The sequence below is a fragment of the Streptomyces sp. H27-H5 genome, from assembly GCF_026627505.1.
Classification (GTDB): Bacteria; Actinomycetota; Actinomycetes; order Streptomycetales; family Streptomycetaceae; genus Streptomyces.
In genome coordinates this window covers 60752-78316 of sequence record NZ_JAPNLK010000002.1, presented here as the reverse complement: position 1 = coordinate 78316, position 17565 = coordinate 60752, and the positions used below count along the sequence as shown (strand labels likewise).

The window sequence follows — 17565 nt, the reverse complement described above, 5'->3', positions numbered from 1 at the left end:
GTCGCCGCGCCCTTCCCTTGTCGTGCACTTCTCGGATGTCGAAGCGGATCGATGTCAAAGCGGTCCATTCCGGTTCCAGCCGCCCAGTATCCGCCACAGTGGACCACGCGGGCCCATCGGGGCGGCGTCGGGCGGATTGACAGGTCCCCCATACGGGGTCACGTTGAGTGCATGCGCATCGGGCTCATCGGAACCGGCCGGATCGGCTCGTTCCACGCGGCCGCCCTGGCCCGCCACCCGGACGCCGGCTCGCTGCTGCTGGCCGACGCCGACCCCGCGCGGGCGGCGCGGCTCGCGGACCGGCTGGGGGCGACCGCCGCGCCCACCGTGGAGCAGGTCTTCACCTGGGGCGTGGACGCCGTCGTCGTGTGCTGCTCCACCGACGGGCACGCCGAACTGATCGTCCGGGCGGTGCGCGGCGGGCTGCCGGTGTTCTGCGAGAAGCCGGTGGCACCGGACCTGACCCGCACCCTGGGCGTGCTGCGCGAGGTCACGGCGCTGGGCGGGGTGCTCCAGCTGGGGTTCATGCGCCGCTTCGACGAGGGCTACGCGGCGGCGCGGGAGCTGGTCCGTTCGGGTGCGCTGGGACGGCTGCACACCGTACGGACGACGACGGCCGATCCGACGCCGCCGACCGCGGCCTACCTGGCCGGCTCCGGGGGGCTGTACCGGGACTGCCTGGTGCACGACTTCGACATGGTCCGCTGGGTCACCGGGCACGAGGTGACGGAGGTGTACGCGGCCGGATCGGACGCGGGGCCGTCCGTGTTCCGGGAGACCGGTGACGTCGACACGGCGGTGGCCGTCCTCACCCTGGACGACGGGACGCTGGTCAGCAGCACCGGCACCCGTTGCAACGGCGCCGGGTACGACGTGCGGATGGAGCTCGCCGGGGAGCGGGACCAGGTCTCCGCGGGACTGGACGACCGTACGCCGATCGCCTCGACGGAGCCGCACGGCCCGCCCGCGGCGAGCAAGCCGTGGACGGGCTTCCTGGAACGGTTCGCCCCCGCGTACGAGGCGGAGCTGGCGGCCTTCGTGCGACTGGTGCGCGGCGAGGGCCCCAATCCGTGTGACGGGCGCGAGGCGCTCGCCGCGCTCCGGATCGCGGAGGCCTGTGAGCTGTCCCGGCGGGAGCGGCGCCGGGTGCGGTTGGAGGAGTTGCCGGACCTGTGAGCCGCGGGGCATCGCGGGCGCCCGGCCGGCTACCAGCGCACCGGGTGGCTCAGGACGCCGCGGACCAGGATGCCGGGCACCCACGCGTGCTCGATCGGCTCCTCCTCCAGGTCGGGGAAGCGCTCCAGGATCGAGCGGATCGCGATCCGGCCCTCCAGTCGGCCCAGGGGGGCGCCGACGCAGTGATGGATGCCGTGGCCGAAGGCGATGTGGCCGCCGCGTCCGGGGCGGCGGATGTCGAAGGTGTCGGGATGCGCGAAGCGGGCGGGGTCCCGGTCGGCTCCGGCGAGGGAGACCAGGACGGGCGAGCCGGCCTCGATCAGGGCGCCGCCGATCTCCAGGTCCGCGCGGGCGAAGCGGAAGGTGGCCGTCTCCACCGGGCCGTCGTAGCGCAGGGCCTCCTCCACGGCGCCGTCGGTGAGCCCGTCGAGGTCGGCGCGCAGGGCCGCGAGCTGGTCGGGGTGGGCGAAGAGGGCCCGCATCGCGTTGGAGATCAGGTGCACGGTGGTCTCGTGGCCGCCGATCATCATCAGGAAGGCCATGGCGACCAGCTCCTGGCGCGAGAGCCGGTCGCCGTCCTCGCCGCGGCTGGTGGTCCAGTCGCTGAGCAGGTCGTCGCCCGGTGCGGCGAGCTTGGCGTCGGTCAGCTCGGCCAGGTACGCGGTCATCGCGCGCAGGGCGGTGTTCTCGGCCTCCACCCCGGTCGGCGAGACGATCTCGGTGACCCACGCGTGGAAGGGGCCCCGGGCGTCCTCCGGTATCCCGAGGAGTTCACAGATCACCGTCATGGGCAGCGGCCGGGCGAAGGCGTCGATCAGGTCGGCGCGGCGCTCGGGCAGGGCGGCCATGCCGTCGAGGAGCCCGTCGACGATCTGCTGGATGCGGGGCCGCAGGGTCTCGATCCGGCCGGGGGCGAAGGACCGCGAGACCAGCCGGCGCAGCCGGGTGTGGTGGGGCGGGTCGGCGCGCATCATGTTGGCGCTGGCGTCGGTCTTCTCGCGGTCGGTGTAGAGCCCCGACGTCAGCCAGTTCTTGGACACGTCGGGGTGGGTGAGGGCCTGACGGGCCTCGTCGTGACCGACGACGAGCCAGACTTCCTGCCCGTCCACCGCTTTGACGCGGTGGATCGGGGCGATCTCCCGCAGCCGCGCGTAGTGGGGGTACGGGTTTTCGTTGAAGTCTTCGGCGATCGTACTGAGGTCCAGAACCGGCATGTCGTCAGCCTAGACGTGTAGTTGACCTCCAAGGAGCGGCTTTCGGCCATTCGTTCAGGCTGCGGCGCGCCGACCCCAGGCGGTGCCGCCGAGCACCAGCGCGACCCCGACGAGACCGACGGCGCCGAGGTGCTCGCCGGCGATCGCGATGCCGGCGGCGGCCGCCCACAGGGGTTCGGTGCCCAGCAGCAGGCTGACGCGGGAGGGCGAGGTGCGGCGGACGGCCCACATCTGCACGAAGAAGGCGAAGAGGGTGCAGAAGACGGCCAGGAAGACCAGCCCCGCCCACTGGCGGGAATCGAATGCGACGGCGGTCTCCCAGGGGTTCGCGCCGCTGCCGGGCAGCAGGGCGAGGAGGGCGAACACGGCGACGGCGCCGCCGAGCTGGACCGTGGTGAGGGAGAGCGGGTCGGCGTCCTGGACGGCCTTGATCCGGGCCATCAGCAGGACGTGCAGGGTCCGGGCGAGGGCCGCGCCGAGGATGAGCAGGTCGCCGAGGCCCGGGGCGGTGAAGCCGGCTCCCTGGGTGAGCAGCACCACGCCCGCGACGGACACGGCGGCGGCACCGAGGAACCCGGTCGAGGGGCGCACGCGCCGTACGGCGGCCTCGGCGAGCGGGGTGAAGATCATGGTCAGGCTGATGATCAGCCCGGCGTTCGTGGCCGAGGTGTGGACCACCCCGTAGGTCTCCAGCAGGAAGATCCCGCCGAGTACCAGGCCCAGCAGCCCCGCGCCGCGCAGTTGGGCGGCGTTCAGTGCGCGCAGCCGCCGCAGTCCGGCGACGACGAGGACGGGCAGGACGAGCGCGAAGCGCAGCACGAGCACCGCGATCACGGTGTGCGTGGTGGTGATCCCCTTGGCGGCGAGGTAGCTGCCGCCCCAGACGACGGCGACGAGCAGGACCGGCAGATCGGCGAGCCAGGCTCGGCCGGGGGCGGCGAGGGGGGCGGGGGCGGCGACGGTGGACACCGGTTCTCCAACGGCAGGAGGCGGGTGGAGACTTCGGTGGCTCGCACGGGGGCGTGACCACGCTACCCGGCGTGATCACGCCGGTCGAGCGGTTTGCCGGCCCCCCGCCGGCGGTCAGGCGGTCAGGCGAAGGAGCCGAAGCGGGCCCGGCCCACCGGGCGGTAGGTGTGGATCGACGTGCCCGTCGAGGTGGTGCGGGAGTCGACCACCTCGCAGGCGGTCGGCAGGCCCCCGATCGGGAACAGTCGGCGCCCGGCGCCCAGGAACACCGGGAAGACCAGCAGGTTAAGCTCGTCGACCAGGTCCCGTGCCAGCAGCCACTGGGCGAGGGCGCCGCTGCCGTGCACCTGGAGTTCCCCCTCCAGCTTGTCCTTGATCCGCGTGATCTCGGCCTGGAGGTGCTCGCCGTCGAGCACCGTGGTCCCGGCCCAGGCGGGCTCCTTGAGGGTGGCCGAGGGCACGTACTTGGGCAGTCCGTTCAGCCGGCTCGCGATCGGGTCGGCCGGGTCGGTGTACCGCGGCCAGTGCCCGGCGAAGATCTCGTACGTCCGACGCCCGAGCAGGAACGCCCCGGCGCGGTCGAAGACCTCCGTCACGAACTCCCCCATGCCCTCGTCGCCGTAGGGCACGGTCCAGCCTCCGTACCGGAAGCCGTCGCTGGTGTCCTCCTCCGGTGCTCCGGGGCCCTGCATCACACCGTCGAGGCTGAGGAAGGTGGTGAGGGTCAGCTTGCCCATGGCTCTGCGCTCCTTGTCCGCGGTCCGTCCGTCTTCACGGGTTCAGACTTCCCGGCCGCCCGGAACTCATCGGTGCGGCGCGCGTGAACGCGAGGTCCGATTCCCGCCGGCCCCGTTCCCTCGCAGACCGTTTCATTGAACCCGCAACGACTTACGGAACGAGACGGCCGGACGGACACGGCCGGACGCCAACGGGAGGAAGCACATGAACGGCACAGTGGCACTGGTCACGGGCGGCAGCCGCGGCATCGGGGCCGCCACGGCCCTGCGCCTGGCGCAGGACGGCGCCGACGTGGCGATCACCTACGTCGACGACGCCACCTCGGCGGCGGAGGTCGTCGGCAAGATCGAGGCCCTCGGTCGACGCGGCCTGGCCGTACGGGCCGACTCGGGCGACGCCGCGGAGGCCGCCGGGGCGGTGGAGCGGACCGTACGGGACCTCGGACGGATCGACGTACTGGTCAACAACGCCGGCGTGGGCGTGCTCGGCCCGCTCGACGCACTCGCGCTCACGGACGTGGACCGCGTCCTCGCGGTGAACGTCCGCGGGGTCTTCCTGACCTCCCAGGCCGCGGCGGGCCGCATGGGCTCAGGCGGGCGGATCATCACCATCGGCAGCTGCATCGCCCGGCGGGTCCCGGGCCCCGGCGGCACCCTGTACGCGATGAGCAAGGCCGCGCTGACCGGTCTGACCAAGGCACTCGCCAGGGAACTCGGCGGGCGCGGGATCACCGCGAACCTCGTGCACCCCGGCCCGGTGGACACCGACATGAACCCGGCCGACGGCCCCTACTCCGCCCCGCAGGCGTCGATGACGGCCCTCGGCCGCTTCGGCACGGCGGCGGAGGTGGCCGCCATGGTGTCCTTCCTCGCGGGGTCGGACGCCGCGTACGTCACGGGCGCCGAGTTCTCGGTGGACGGAGGCCACGCGGCGTAGGGCCCGACGCACCGGACCGGTGAACGCCGACCCACCGGACTGAACGCCGACCCACCGGACCGGTGAACGCCGACGGGGCGCACCTGAAGTGGTGCGCCCCGTCGGGCGGTCGACCGGGCCCCGGGGGTGTCGGCCCCCGGGGCGGTCACGGGTTCGGCGTCAGCCGCCGAGCTCCTGGTGGCGGGCGGCGTGCGCGGCCGCGCCGGCCTCCGTCAGCGAGCCGTACAGGCGCAGACGGGAGAAGCCGCCGTCCGGGAAGATGTCGATCCGGACGTGGGTGCCGACCGCCGGGGCGTCCAGCACGAAGCGGTGGTTGGTGTCGGGCTGGAGGCGGGTGCGCGGCAGGAACTCCGTCCACTCGCCCTCCTCGCCCGACTTGATCGAGAGCGAGGCCCAGCCGGCCGAGTTGCCCTTGAGGTACGCGGTGTCGATCTCGACGGCGCGGATCTCGGAGTCGGCGACGAGCTGGTAGCGGATCCAGTCGTTGCCGTTGTCACGGCGGCGGGCGGTCTCCCAGCCGTCGTCCATCTTGCGGGAGCGGCCCGGGTTGATGGTGTTGGTCGGCGGGGAGTAGAAGCGGTTGGACGCGTCCTCGACCGAGCCGCCGTTCTCCAGGGCGACCACGTCGAAGGTGCCCAGCGCGGCGAGCCACTTCGGGTCGGTGACGACCTCGCCGTGGACCCGCAGGCGGGCGATGCCGCCGTCGGGGTGCTGGTTGACGCGCAGGTGCGTGAAGCGCTGCTCGACGTTCACCTCGAAGCCGTTGGCCGCGTGGCCGCCGACCGGGGTGCGCTCGACGAGGGTCGTCCACTTGACGTCGTCGGAGAGGAGTTCCACGACCGTCGGGGAGCCGGCGACGGAGGCGCCCTGCACCGACACGGCCTGCGGCATGTTGCCGCGGAAGTGGGCGGTGTCGACGATGATGCCGCGGATGACGCCGGGGGCGCCCAGGCGTACGAGCGCCCAGTCGTGGTCCTCGGCGGTGGGCCAGGGCTGGGTGGCGCAGACGCCGCGGCGACGGCGGGTCTCCCAGCCGTCCATGACCTTGCCCTTGTGCCCGAAGTCCTCGGGGTCGAAGTGGGCGGCCTCGGAGATCAGCAGGTTCTCGCGCTGGGCGAAGAACTCGTCGTTGGCTTCGATGACACCGGCGCCCAGTTCACGGGCCGCGAGGTTCGCGTACCGCGTGAAGGGGAAGTCCGCGGTGCGGTAGTCCGCGTACGGGTCGCCGCCTCCGTACGGGTTCGCGTTGCCGGTGAAGGAAGCCGGTCCAGTTGAACGCTGTGCCACTGTCAGTTCTGCCTTTCGAGGAGTCGGCCCGTGGGCTCGTTCGGGGTGCCGTGGTCGGCGATCTGCGTGCCGCGCAGCCAGGTGGACTTCACGACGCCGTGCAGGGTCTTGCCCGCGTACGCCGTGACCCGGTTGCGGTGGTGCAGTTCCGCGGGATCCACGGTGAAGGTCTCTTCGGGTGCCAGGACGGCGAAGTCCGCGTCGCGGCCGACCTCGATCGCACCCTTGTCGGACAGTCCGGCGAGGGCGGCGGGGGCGGCGGACATCCAGCGGACGACGTCCTCCAGGGTGTGGCCGCGCCGGCGCGCCTCGGTCCAGATTGCGGGGAGTCCCAGCTGGAGGGAGGAGATGCCGCCCCACGCGGTGGCGAAGTCGTTCGTCTTCAGGTCCGCGGTGGAGGGCGAGTGGTCGGAGACGATGCAGTCGATGGTGCCGGCGGCGAGCGCGTCCCACAGGAGGTCCTGGTTGGCGGACTCGCGGATGGGCGGGCAGCACTTGAACTCGCTGGCGCCGTCCGGGACTTCCTCGGCCGTCAGGGTGAGGTAGTGCGGGCAGGACTCGACGGTGACGCGTACGCCCTCGGCCTTGGCGGCGGCGATCAGCGGCAGCGCGTCGGAGGAGGACAGGTGCAGGACGTGCACGCGGGCGTTCAGCCGCCTCGCCTGGGCGATCAGGTTCCCGATGGCGGTGTTCTCGGCGTCGCGCGGACGGGAGGCGAGGAAGTCGGCGTACTTCGGGCCGGGGGTCTGCGGCGCGGAGTCCAGGTGGTGCGGGTCCTCGGCGTGCACGATCATCAGGCCGCCGAAGCCGGTGATCTCCGCGAGGGACGTGGCCAGTTGCTCCTGGTCGAGTTCGGGGAACTCGTCCACGCCGGAGGGCGACAGGAAGCACTTGAAGCCGTAGACGCCGGCGTCGTGCAGCGGGCGCAGGTCCTTGACGTTGTCGGGCAGCGCGCCGCCCCAGAAGCCGATGTCCACGTGCGCCTTGGCGCGGGCGACCTCCTGCTTGACGCGGAGGTTGTCGACCGTGGTGGTCGGCGGCAGGGAGTTCAGCGGCATGTCGAGGAGGGTGGTGATGCCTCCGGCGGCGGCCGCGCGGGTGGCGGTCCAGAAGCCCTCCCACTCGGTGCGGCCCGGGTCGTTCACGTGGACGTGGGTGTCGACCAGGCCGGGGAGCAGGACGTCGTCGCCGAAGTCCTCCAGCCGGGCTCCGGCCGGTACCTCGGCCTCGTACTCGGACACGGCCGTGATCTTCCCGCCGGCGACGGCCACCGAGGCGGCGCGCGTCCCCTCGGGGGTGATGACGCGCGTCGAGCGCAGTACCAGTTCCACAGCCGCGTCGGCCACCGGAACCTCCCCATCTACTTCCACAGAGCGAAATTCAACGTTCTGTTGACGGAGTCTTCACCCCGATCCGGGGCCAGTCAAGAGCGCCCGGACGGACCGCCCAGCCACGCACGACACAATTGGATGTTTCCACAGGATGGAATTAAGATTTCACTATCCAGAATGTAGCTACCGCCATCGGGAGCCGGGCGGTTGACTTGCGAGGACGTCCACCACCAGGACAAACCCCCTCTGACCGGCGGGGACGGCAGTGCCCCGGCTCTAGGGCCGACGCCGACCGACCGGTAGGCTGATTCCTTGCCTGCCAGCACCGAAAGGACCGCGCCCGTGCCGACGTCCAGCGCCAGCACCACCGACGCTTCCGCCAAGCCCACCGCCGCCGGCGGTGGCGTCCAGTCCCTTGAGCGCGCCTTCGATCTGCTCGAACGCATGGCCGATGCCGGGGGCGAGGTCGGCCTCAGCGAGCTCTCCGCCGCCAGTGGTCTTCCGCTGCCCACCATCCATCGCCTCATGCGCACCCTCGTGGCGTGCGGTTACGTCCGGCAGCAGCCCAACCGACGGTACGCCCTCGGCCCCCGGCTGATCCGTCTCGGCGAATCCGCCTCGCGCCTCCTGGGCACGTGGGCCCGTCCCTACCTCGCGCGCCTCGTCGAGGAGACCGGCGAGACCGCGAACATGGCCCTGCTCGACGGGGACGAGATCGTCTACGTCGCCCAGGTGCCGTCCAAGCACTCCATGCGCATGTTCACGGAGGTGGGCCGCCGGGTGCTGCCGCACTCCACGGGCGTGGGCAAGGCGCTGCTCGCGTACACCCCCGCGGACGAGGTGCGCGCGCTGCTGGCGCGCACCGGAATGCCGGCCGCGACCGAGAAGACCATCACCACGCCCGAGGGCTTCCTGGACGCCCTGGAGCAGGTCCGCAAGGTGGGCTACGCGGTCGACGACAACGAGCAGGAGATAGGAGTCCGCTGCCTGGCCGTGTCGGTGCCGAACTCGCCGACCGCCGCCGCGATCTCCATCTCGGGCCCGGCGGGCCGGGTGACCGAGGCGCTGACGGACTCGATCGTGCCGATCCTCCAGGGGATCGCCGCCGAGCTGTCGGTGGCCCTGCAGAGCCAGAATCCCGCGTAGGGATCCGTACGCGAAGGCCCCGGACCGCCCTTCTCGAAGGGGGCGGGCCGGGGCCTTCGTACGTCGGGCGATGCGTCGTGCGTCGCGCGGGCCGGGACCTTCGCGCCGCGGGCGGGGCCATCGCGTGTCAGCGGGCGGGGGCCGTCTCGGTGAGGCGGCCGTCGATCATGGTCATCGTGCGGTCCACGCGCTCCAGGTGGGCGTGGTCGTGGGTGACCAGCACGGTGGCGGTGGACCGTTCGCGGGTGAGGGTGACCAGGAGGTCCAGTACGGCCGCCCCCCGCTCGTGGTCCAGGGCGCTGGTGGGCTCGTCCACCAGCAGCACGGCGGGCTCGTTCATCAGGGCGCGGGCGATGTTGACGCGCTGGCGCTGCCCGCCCGAGAGCTGGTGGGGGCGCTTGTCGGCCTTGTCGGCCAGGCCCACCGCGTCCAGCAGGTCCAGGGCCCGCCGGCGCAGCCGCTTGGACGGCCGGCCCGACAGGTGGGCCATCACCTGGAGCTGCTCGGCGGCGGTGAGCGAGGCCAACAGGTTGGGCTGCTGGAAGACGATGCCGATCTCCTCCCGGCGCAGCGCGGACTTCTCCGCGGCGCTGAGCAGGGCCGTGTCCCGGCCCGCGACGACCACGGTGCCCGTGTCCGGGGTGACCAGGGTGGCGGCGACCGCGAGCAGGCTGGACTTGCCGGAGCCCGAAGGACCGATGACGGCGGTCAGGGTGCCCGCCGGCGCCTCCAGGGCGACCGCGTCGAGGGCGGTGAGCCGGCCGTCGCCGTCCGGGTAGGTGAGCGTGACGTCGTGGACGAGCAGGGTCATCGGGCGCTCCCGAGTGCGGTCAGCGGGTCTACGGCGGTGATCCGCCGGATGGACAGGGCGGCGCCCAGCGCGCCGAGCGCGATCATGACGGCCGCGGGGACCAGCACGGTGGCCGCGTCGAGCACGAAGGGGACGTCGCCGCCGCTGATCAGCGCGCCGAGGACGGCGGCGAGGGCCGTACCGAGTCCGGTCCCGACGGCGAGCATCACCACGGCCTGACCGAGGGCGTCCCGCAGCAGGTACGCGGTGGAGGCGCCCAGTGCCTTCAGCACGGCGACGTCACCGCCGCGCTGGATCGTCCACACCGTGAAGAAGGCGCCTATGACCAGGGCGGAGATCGCGAAGAGGAAGCCGCGCATCAGCTGGAGCGAGCCGTTCTCCGAGGTGTACGAGCCGATCGCGGACAGCGCGTCGTCGACGGTCGCGGTCCGGGTGCCGGCGCTCGCGTCGCCGGCGGCGAGGTCCGCCCCGGACGCGTCCAGGGCGATGACGGTGGCGACGGTGTCGATGGAGGTGCCGGGGTTGCCGACGCGCTGCCAGTCGTTCAGGTCCATCCAGACGACCGGGGTGTGGCTGAAGGCGGCGGTGCCGGAGACGGCCGCGACGGACAGTTCGAGCGTGCCGATCCTGAGCTTCCCGCCGGCCGCGAGCCCGCCGAGTTCCTCGGCGGCCTTCTCGGTCAGGACCACCTGGCCCTGGGTGAGGCCGGACCCGCGCGGGGCCAGGCGGCCCGCCGGATCGATGCCGAAGACCGAGACGGCCGCGGTGCGCTCACCCGAGACGGCGTTGGTGGTGCGGATGCCGATCGGCTCCGCCGATTCGACGCCGCGCCGCTCGCGCCAGGCCAGCCAAGCCTTCTCGGGTATCCGGGATTGGGTGAAGGACACCTCCTGGTCCCCGGCGGGCGCCGCGAACGACAGGTGCGAGGCGGGCAGCCCCGTGATCGCCGAGATGTTCTCCCGGGCCAGTCCCGAGGTGAGGCCGGACAACAGGCCGACCAGCAGGGTGATGAGCACGACGACCGAGCCCATGAGGGCGAAGCGGCCCTTGGCGAACCGTAGATCTCTCCATGCGACGAACATGTCCCCCACCCTGGTGTTCCCCGTGGACACACGGCATCGCGCCACGGTAGGGATCCTCGCGTCGAAGGGACGCCCCGTACATCAATCCTTTGGTTGACCGGGGCCGGCGGACCCCCACTTACGCTGGTCGGGCCATGGTTGCTCCGAAGTCCCGCCCCCTGACCCCCGTCTCCCGCGTCCTGCGGCTGTGCCTGCACGCGCTGCTGTTCGGGCTGCTCGCGCTGGCCACGGGGCGCGCCGTCGCCGACGACCCGCCCCGCGCCGGGTGGGCGATCGCCGCGTGCGCACTGTTCGCCACCGTGTACGTGGCGGGCGCCGTCGCTCCCGTGGTGGACCGCTCGCCGCGCGCCGGAGCGGTGTGGCTGGCCCTGCTCGGCGCGGCCTGGGCCGCACTGCTCGTGGTCTCCCCGGACGGGCTGTGGATCGCCTTCCCGCTGTACTTCCTCGAACTGCACCTGCTGCGGCTGCGCTGGGGGGTCGCGGCCGTCGCCGTCACGGCCTGCGCGGCGATCGGCGGGTTCCTCGCCCACAGCAGCACCCCCACCCCGGGGGCCTTCCTCGGCCCGCTGCTCGGCGGGGCCGTCGCCGTGGCCACGGTCCTCGGCTACCAGGCCCTGTACCGGGAGAGCGAACGCCGCCGGGAGCTGATCGAGGAACTCATCACCACCCGGGCCGAACTGGCCGCCGCCGAGCGGGGCGCGGGGATCCTCGCCGAACGGGAACGCCTCGCCCGGGAGATCCACGACACCCTCGCCCAGGGCCTGAGCTCGATCCAGCTGCTGCTGCGGGCCGCCGAGCGCTCGCTCCCCGCCGGCGCGCCCGCGCTGGAGCACATCGGCCGGGCGCGGGAGGCCGCGCAGGAGAACCTCGCCGAGGCGCGCCGTTTCGTCCGCGCCCTGACGCCCCCCGACCTGGAGCACGGCTCCCTCGCCGCGGCGCTGGAGCGGCTCTGCTCCGCGGCTCCCGGGCCGCGCGTGCGGTTCTCGCTGAGCGGCGCCCCCCGGATCCTGCCCACCCCGTACGAGGTGGCCCTGCTGCGGATCGCGCAGTCGGCGCTGGCCAATGTGGTGCGGCACGCCCGCGCCGGACGCGCGGAGATCACCCTGACCTTCATGGGCACCACGGTCACCCTGGACGTCGTGGACGACGGCCTGGGCTTCGACCCCTCGTCGGCTCCGTCGGGCGAGGGCGGCTTCGGTCTGCCCGCGATGCGCTCGCGGGCCGAGACGCTGGGCGGGCTGTTCACCGTCGAGTCCGCCCCGGGCCAGGGCACCGCCGTGGCCGTCACCCTGCCGTTGCCCGCGGAGGCCCTGTCATGACCATCCGGCTGCTGCTCGCCGACGACCACCCGGTGGTCCGCGCGGGGCTGCGCGCGGTGCTGGACACCGAGGCGGACTTCGCGGTCGTCGCGGAGGCCGCCACCGCCGAGCGGGCGGTGGAGCTGACCGCCTCGACGGGGGTGGACGTGGTCCTGATGGACCTCCAGTTCGGGCCCGGCATGCACGGTTCGCAGGCCACGGCCCTGATCACGGCCCGACCGGACGCCCCCCGGGTGCTGGTCCTGACCACGTACGACACGGACGCGGACATCCTGGCCGCCGTGGAGGCGGGCGCCTCGGGCTACCTGCTCAAGGACGCCCCGCCGGAGGAGCTGGCGGCGGCGGTCCGCACCGCCGCGGCCGGCCAGTCGGCGCTGGCCCCGGCGGTGGCGTTGCGGCTGATGGACCGGATGCGGATGCCGGCGGAGGCGCTGACGAAGCGGGAGCTGGAGGTGCTCCAGCTGGTCGCGGACGGATTGTCGAACCAGCAGATCTCCAAGCGGCTCTTCCTCAGCCAGGCCACGGTCAAGTCCCACCTGGTGCACGTCTACGCGAAGCTCGGCGTCGACTCCCGCACGGCGGCGGTCGCCACGGCCGCCACCCGCCGACTGATCCGCACCCCGTAGGGCGGGAGCGCCGGGCGGGAGGTGCGGAACCGGGCGCGGGGGTGGGGACAACCCCCCGGTGGAGACACCGGCACGCGGGCGGGTCCGGCGGGCCGGCGCCCGGGAGCATTCGGGGAGAGAGTCCCGATCGAGGGAGAGCCCCGTGTCACCCATCGCTCGGGTACCTCCTCGACGGGGGTTCGATCGCCTCCGCCGCCGAGCGGGCGGGCGGCGGTGCCCGGATCTTCGCGGCGAGCCGGGCCGTGCACGTGGCGGCCGTCCTCACGGCCGTGTTCCTGATGTTCCGCCCGGCCTCCAACGCGTGGTTCCGCGGGCGGGGCGGGGCCCTGTCCCGGAGCTCGGCCTGACCGATACCGGCGGCGCGATCGACACCCGAACGGGCCGTCTCACGCGACCCAGTACGGCCGTTCCACCGACGGGGGCAGCGGCACCCCGTCGTGGAAGGCGGCCGCGAGCCGGCGGACGCCCTCGTCGAGGCGGTCCGCCGGGAGCGTGTACGGGATGCGCAGGCGGTGTTCGAAGGTTCCCGGGTCCACGCCGAAGCGGGCGCCGCGTCCGATGTGGACGCCGGCGGCCGCGGCGCGTTCCGAGAGGGCGGAGCTGACCGGTTCCCCGAGGTCCACCCAGAGCGAGAGGCCCCCCGGCGGCAGCTCCCAGGACCATTCCGGGGTGTGTCGTTCGAGGGAGCGGACCAGGGCCTCGCGTTGCTCGCGCAGGTGTCCGAGCCGTGTCGGGAGCGACGCGTCGAGCCCTTCCAGCAACGGCAGCGCGACGAGTTGGTCCAGGACCGAGCCGGTCATGTCGGCCGCGACCCGCACGGCCGTCAGCTCGGCGATCATCTTGGCGGAGGCGCGGATCCAGCCGACGCGCAGTCCGCCCCAGTGGGTCTTGCTCAGTGACCCGATGGTCACGACGTGGTCCGCTCCCCCGCGCGGTGCGAGGGAGGCCAGCGGGGCGGGTGCGGGCACGTCGAGGGCGATGTCCGCGATGGTCTCGTCGACCACCAGCCAGGTCCCGGTGCGCCGGGTGGCCTCCAGCAGGCGCTGCCGGTCCTCCTCGGGCATCAGCGAGCCCGTCGGGTTGTGGAAGTCGGGGATCACGTACGCCAGTCTCGGTACGGTCTGGCGCAGCGTGGACTCCGCGATCTCCATGTCCCAGCCCGCTTCGGAGACGGCGATCGACGCGGTGCGCAGTCGGGCGTGCCGCAGGGCGTCGAGCGCGTTGGCGTAGGTCGGGTTCTCGGTGACGACCCGGTCCCCGGCCCCGCACAGCAGGCTCACGACCAGCGCGAAGGCCTGCTGGGCTCCCGCCGTGACGAGGATCTGCTCGGGGCGGGTGGGCAGTCCGCGCCGGGTGAAGCGGTCCGCCACGGCCGTGCGCAGGTCGGGCAGGCCGAAGGGGTGGTAGCCGGGGTGCCGGGCCACCGAGGGCAGCCGGGGCGCGGCCCAGGCCAGGGCCGCTTCCAGGCTGCCCTCGGGGGCGCCCATCGCGGCGATGGCCAGGTCGATGCCGGGATCGCCGTCCGGGCGGGACCCGCCGGCGCCGACGAGCGGGTGGGTGCCGACGGGCCCGTGGCCCTCGGGCAGTTCGGTCCAGGTGCCGGAGCCGCGCCGACTGCGTGCGTAGCCGCTCTCGCGCAGCAGGTCGTACGCGCCGGTGACGGTGGCCCGGCTCGCACCGACCGCCGCGGCGAGTTCGCGTTCGGCGGGCAGCCGGACGCGCAGGGCGATGCGGCCGTCGAGGATCAGCGTGCGCAGGGCGTCGGCGAGGGAGCGGTAGCCGGGGCGTGCCCGGACCTCGGCGGGCAGCAGCGCGGCGAGGCGTCGGCTGCCGATCGTTCTGTCCGCCGTGTGGACCACTGGACCGTTCGCCATGCCAACCTCCCCCGATTGGCTCTGCCCACCAGGCCAATCGAGGACCAGACTCGCCGTATTGGCCCCCGATTGGCAAGGAGACGCCGACATGCTGACCGATCGCGATGAACGAGCCCGGGTGAGCGCCGTGGAGCAGCGGATCTCGGAGCCGTTGCGCTTCCCGGCCTTGCCGGCCGCCGTGCCCGCCCTCGCGGCCGCCGTGCGCAGGATCCTGGCGCGGCTCCCGCGCGGTTCGGTCCAGGGGCGAGAATCGCTGTCATGTCAGCCAACACCACCCCCCGTCCCGCCCCGGTGATCGCGGGCCTGCTGCTCGCCGCCGGGGGCGGTCGCCGCCTCGGCGGCCGCCCCAAGGCACTGCTCTCCCACCACGGCCGCCCGCTCGTGGAGCACGCCGTCCGTGTGCTGCGCGAGGCGGGCTGCGGCCCGCTGCACGTGGTGCTGGGGGCCTCGGCGGTCGAGGTGCGCGAGCGCGCCGACCTGACCGGTTGCGTGGTGGTGGACAACCCGGACTGGGCCGAGGGCATGGGGTCCTCGTTGCGGGTCGGGCTCGCCTCGCTGGCCGGCGCGGGGGCGGACGCGGCCCTGGTCTCCCTGGTGGACCAGCCGGGCATCGGGGCGGCGGCGGTGGCCCGGGTGCTGGCGGCGTACCGGTCGCCGGCGAGCCTGGCCGCCGCGGCGTACGACGGCGAGCGGGGGCATCCGGTGCTCTTCGGGGCGGGCCGCTGGGCGGACATCGCCGAGACCGCGACCGGCGACCGGGGCGCGCGGGTCCATCTGAAGCGGCACGCCGGGGAGCTCACCCTGGTGGAGTGCGGGGACATCGCGGAGGCCTGGGACATCGACACGCCGCCGGACCTGGCCCGACTCGCATGAATCGGCCGGCCGGCGGGAAGCAGCGGGGCGTGACCACCATGGCACCCAGGGCCACCGATCGGCGGAATCTGTCGACCCGGAGAATCTCGACATCAACAAACCATTGAACTTCCACCATGAGGAAATTACTATCCACTGGTCAGAAGCGCCCTGAACCCAAAGACGGCGCCCGCGACCGTATCCCGGAACTCTCCACACCCGACGGCACTGCGTGCCGTCTCGCGCGAGCATTCCCCGCGGCCGCCAGGCACCGCCGCTGAAGGAGTGACAGATATGTCCGCACCAGCGCCGTCCCCGCTGGCCATCGTCGACGCCGAGCCCCTGCCCCGGCAGGACGAAGTCCTCACCGAAGCGGCCCTCGCCTTCGTGGCCGAGCTCCACCGGCGGTTCGCCCCCCGCCGCGCGGAGCTCCTCGCCCGACGCGGCGAGCGGCGCGCCGAGATCGCCCGGACCTCCACCCTCGACTTCCTCCCGGACACCGCACAGGTCCGCGACGGAGACTGGAAGGTCGCGCCGGCCCCGGCCGCGCTGAACGACCGCCGCGTGGAGATCACCGGTCCGACGGACCGCAAGATGACCATCAACGCCCTGAACTCGGGCGCCAAGGTCTGGCTCGCCGACTTCGAGGACGCCTCGGCTCCCACCTGGGAGAACGTCGTCCTCGGCCAGCTGAACCTCATCGACGCCTACGAGCGTCGCATCGACTTCACCGACCCCCGCACCGGCAAGGCGTACGCGCTGAAGTCCGCCGACCAGCTCGCCACCGTCGTGATGCGGCCGCGCGGCTGGCACCTCCAGGAGCGCCACCTGCGCTTCGAGGGCGGCCCGGCCTCCGGCTCGCTCGTCGACTTCGGTCTGTACTTCTTCCACAACGCCCAGCGCCTGATCGACCTCGGCAAGGGCCCGTACTTCTACCTGCCGAAGACGGAGTCGCACCTTGAGGCGCGCCTCTGGAACGACATCTTCGTCTTCGCCCAGGACTACGTCGGGATCCCTCAGGGCACCGTCCGCGCGACCGTCCTGATCGAGACGATCACCGCGGCCTACGAGATGGAAGAGATCCTCTTCGAACTCAAGGACCACGCGGCCGGCCTCAACGCGGGCCGTTGGGACTACCTCTTCTCCATCGTGAAGAACTTCCGCGACGGCGGCGAGAAGTTCGTCCTGCCGGACCGCAACGCGGTGACGATGACCGCCCCCTTCATGCGGGCGTACACCGAACTGTTGGTCAGGACCTGCCACAAGCGCGGCGCGCACGCCATCGGCGGCATGGCGGCCTTCATCCCGTCCCGCAAGGACGCCGAGGTCAACAAGGTCGCGTTCGAGAAGGTCAAGGCCGACAAGGACCGCGAGGCCGGCGACGGCTTCGACGGCTCCTGGGTCGCCCACCCCGACCTGGTCCCGATCGCGATGGCCTCCTTCGACGCGGTGCTCGGCGACAAGCCCAACCAGAAGGACCGGCTGCGCGAGGACGTCTCGGTGGCCCCGGGCGAGCTCATCGCCATCGACTCGCTGGACGCGAAGCCGACCTACGAGGGCCTGCGCAACGCCGTCCAGGTCGGCATCCGTTACATCGAGGCGTGGCTGCGCGGCCTGGGCGCCGTCGGCATCTTCGGTCTGATGGAGGACGCGGCCACCGCCGAGATCTCCCGCTCGCAGATCTGGCAGTGGATCAACGCCGGGGTCGTCTTCGAGAACGGCGAGACGGCCACCGCCGACCTGACCCGCAAGATCGCGACCGAGGAACTGGCCGCCATCCGCGCCGAGGTCGGCGAGGAGGCCTTCACCACCGGCAAGTGGCAGCAGGCCCACGACCTCCTGCTCCAGGTCTCCCTCGACGCCGACTACGCGGACTTCCTCACCCTCCCCGCGTACGACCAGCTCACCGGCTGACCCACCCGCGTCCTCGACTGACACGCACAGCAGCCGAGCACGAAGCCCCGCCCCCGCCGCCCCCAGGGCCCGGGGGCGGGGCCTTTTCACGTCACCCGCGGGGATCGCGCGGCGCCGGGCGGCGGAATTCGGTCGGGCGAGCCCGGGACGCGAGGCAACGCGGGCCGACCGAACGATCGGGCGTTACCTCATCGTAATCTGCGCGTACCTAGCGGTAACATGCGGCCTCGTGTCACCTTTCCGATGCCACCGGCGCCGGCGGTAATCCCCACTTCCCCAGCCCTGCACCG

15 protein-coding genes are annotated in these 17565 nt (G+C 72.9%); 7 read left to right on the top strand and 8 right to left on the bottom strand.

The genetic code is table 11. The annotated features are described in order from the left end of the window. The first annotated feature begins 171 nt into the window (after nt 1–171). Nucleotides 172–1176, top strand: coding sequence for a Gfo/Idh/MocA family oxidoreductase (locus OTB19_RS01290; protein ID WP_267796042.1), 1005 nt, complete (start codon nt 172–174; stop codon nt 1174–1176). A 29-nt stretch (nt 1177–1205) separates the two neighbouring features. Here the strand turns inward: OTB19_RS01290 and OTB19_RS01285 are convergent, their stop codons facing one another. From OTB19_RS01285 to OTB19_RS01275, 3 genes are all read right to left on the bottom strand, one after another. Next, the gene (locus tag OTB19_RS01285; protein ID WP_267796041.1) at nt 1206–2390 is read right to left on the bottom strand and encodes a cytochrome P450 family protein; all 1185 of its coding nucleotides are present in this window, start codon (nt 2388–2390) and stop codon (nt 1206–1208) included. A gap of 54 nt (nt 2391–2444) precedes the next feature. Beyond that, nucleotides 2445–3359 (bottom strand): DMT family transporter, encoded by a 915-nt coding sequence (locus tag OTB19_RS01280; protein WP_267796040.1) that lies wholly within the window; start codon nt 3357–3359, stop codon nt 2445–2447. A gap of 122 nt (nt 3360–3481) precedes the next feature. Then, a complete protein-coding gene (locus OTB19_RS01275; protein WP_267796039.1) occupies nt 3482–4096 on the bottom strand; it encodes a dihydrofolate reductase family protein in 615 nt (204 codons plus the stop codon). Between the two features lie 205 nt (nt 4097–4301). Between OTB19_RS01275 and OTB19_RS01270 the strand changes: the two genes are divergently transcribed. Next, the gene (locus OTB19_RS01270) at nt 4302–5033 is read left to right on the top strand and encodes an SDR family oxidoreductase (RefSeq protein WP_267796038.1); all 732 of its coding nucleotides are present in this window, start codon (nt 4302–4304) and stop codon (nt 5031–5033) included. A 159-nt stretch (nt 5034–5192) separates the two neighbouring features. Here the strand turns inward: OTB19_RS01270 and alc are convergent, their stop codons facing one another. Together alc and allB are read right to left on the bottom strand one after the other, a co-directional pair. Next, nucleotides 5193–6320 carry an allantoicase gene (gene alc / locus OTB19_RS01265; protein WP_267796037.1) on the bottom strand — a complete coding sequence of 376 codons (1128 nt, stop codon included), beginning with the start codon at nt 6318–6320 and terminating at the stop codon, nt 5193–5195. A gap of 2 nt (nt 6321–6322) precedes the next feature. After that, the gene (gene allB / locus OTB19_RS01260) at nt 6323–7666 is read right to left on the bottom strand and encodes an allantoinase AllB (RefSeq protein WP_267796036.1); all 1344 of its coding nucleotides are present in this window, start codon (nt 7664–7666) and stop codon (nt 6323–6325) included. A 327-nt stretch (nt 7667–7993) separates the two neighbouring features. On the opposite strand from allB, the gene OTB19_RS01255 reads away from it, so the two are divergent. Continuing rightward, nucleotides 7994–8797, top strand: a complete 804-nt coding sequence (locus OTB19_RS01255) for an IclR family transcriptional regulator (RefSeq protein WP_053676799.1) — start codon at nt 7994–7996, stop codon at nt 8795–8797. A 127-nt stretch (nt 8798–8924) separates the two neighbouring features. Here OTB19_RS01255 and OTB19_RS01250 read toward each other — a convergent pair whose 3' ends face one another. After that, nucleotides 8925–9608 (bottom strand): ABC transporter ATP-binding protein, encoded by a 684-nt coding sequence (locus OTB19_RS01250; protein WP_267796035.1) that lies wholly within the window; start codon nt 9606–9608, stop codon nt 8925–8927. After that, on the bottom strand, nt 9605–10690 hold the full coding sequence (locus tag OTB19_RS01245; RefSeq protein WP_267796034.1) for an ABC transporter permease: 1086 nt from the start codon (nt 10688–10690) through the stop codon (nt 9605–9607). Before OTB19_RS01245 ends, OTB19_RS01250 begins: the two co-directional genes overlap by 4 nt. A gap of 134 nt (nt 10691–10824) precedes the next feature. Here OTB19_RS01245 and OTB19_RS01240 point away from each other — a divergent pair, with 134 nt between their 5' ends. Then, nucleotides 10825–12009 (top strand): sensor histidine kinase, encoded by a 1185-nt coding sequence (locus OTB19_RS01240; protein WP_267796033.1) that lies wholly within the window; start codon nt 10825–10827, stop codon nt 12007–12009. Then, nucleotides 12006–12635 (top strand): response regulator, encoded by a 630-nt coding sequence (locus OTB19_RS01235; protein ID WP_267796032.1) that lies wholly within the window; start codon nt 12006–12008, stop codon nt 12633–12635. Before OTB19_RS01240 ends, OTB19_RS01235 begins: the two co-directional genes overlap by 4 nt. A gap of 386 nt (nt 12636–13021) precedes the next feature. On the opposite strand, the gene OTB19_RS01230 is transcribed toward OTB19_RS01235, so the two are convergent. Then, nucleotides 13022–14509, bottom strand: a complete 1488-nt coding sequence (locus OTB19_RS01230) for a PLP-dependent aminotransferase family protein (protein WP_267796031.1) — start codon at nt 14507–14509, stop codon at nt 13022–13024. Nucleotides 14510–14767: 258 nt separating this feature from the next. Here OTB19_RS01230 and OTB19_RS01225 point away from each other — a divergent pair, with 258 nt between their 5' ends. Next, a complete protein-coding gene (locus tag OTB19_RS01225) occupies nt 14768–15382 on the top strand; it encodes a nucleotidyltransferase family protein (protein WP_267796030.1) in 615 nt (204 codons plus the stop codon). A gap of 273 nt (nt 15383–15655) precedes the next feature. Beyond that, nucleotides 15656–17275 (top strand): malate synthase A, encoded by a 1620-nt coding sequence (gene aceB, locus OTB19_RS01220; RefSeq protein WP_267796029.1) that lies wholly within the window; start codon nt 15656–15658, stop codon nt 17273–17275. Nucleotides 17276–17565: the final 290 nt, after the last annotated feature.

Bases quoted from the DNA above. Each gene is read 5' to 3' on its own strand.
- OTB19_RS01290 (WP_267796042.1), top strand. From the start codon at position 172: ATGCGCATCGGGCTCATCGGAACCGGCCGGATCGGCTCGTTCCACGCG.
- OTB19_RS01285 (WP_267796041.1), bottom strand. From the start codon at position 2,390: ATGCCGGTTCTGGACCTCAGTACGATCGCCGAAGACTTCAACGAAAAC.
- OTB19_RS01275 (WP_267796039.1), bottom strand. From the start codon at position 4,096: ATGGGCAAGCTGACCCTCACCACCTTCCTCAGCCTCGACGGTGTGATG.
- OTB19_RS01270 (WP_267796038.1), top strand. From the start codon at position 4,302: ATGAACGGCACAGTGGCACTGGTCACGGGCGGCAGCCGCGGCATCGGG.
- OTB19_RS01250 (WP_267796035.1), bottom strand. From the start codon at position 9,608: ATGACCCTGCTCGTCCACGACGTCACGCTCACCTACCCGGACGGCGAC.
- OTB19_RS01245 (WP_267796034.1), bottom strand. From the start codon at position 10,690: ATGTTCGTCGCATGGAGAGATCTACGGTTCGCCAAGGGCCGCTTCGCC.
- OTB19_RS01240 (WP_267796033.1), top strand. From the start codon at position 10,825: ATGGTTGCTCCGAAGTCCCGCCCCCTGACCCCCGTCTCCCGCGTCCTG.
- OTB19_RS01235 (WP_267796032.1), top strand. From the start codon at position 12,006: ATGACCATCCGGCTGCTGCTCGCCGACGACCACCCGGTGGTCCGCGCG.
- OTB19_RS01230 (WP_267796031.1), bottom strand. From the start codon at position 14,509: ATGGCGAACGGTCCAGTGGTCCACACGGCGGACAGAACGATCGGCAGC.
- OTB19_RS01225 (WP_267796030.1), top strand. From the start codon at position 14,768: ATGTCAGCCAACACCACCCCCCGTCCCGCCCCGGTGATCGCGGGCCTG.
- aceB (WP_267796029.1), top strand. From the start codon at position 15,656: ATGTCCGCACCAGCGCCGTCCCCGCTGGCCATCGTCGACGCCGAGCCC.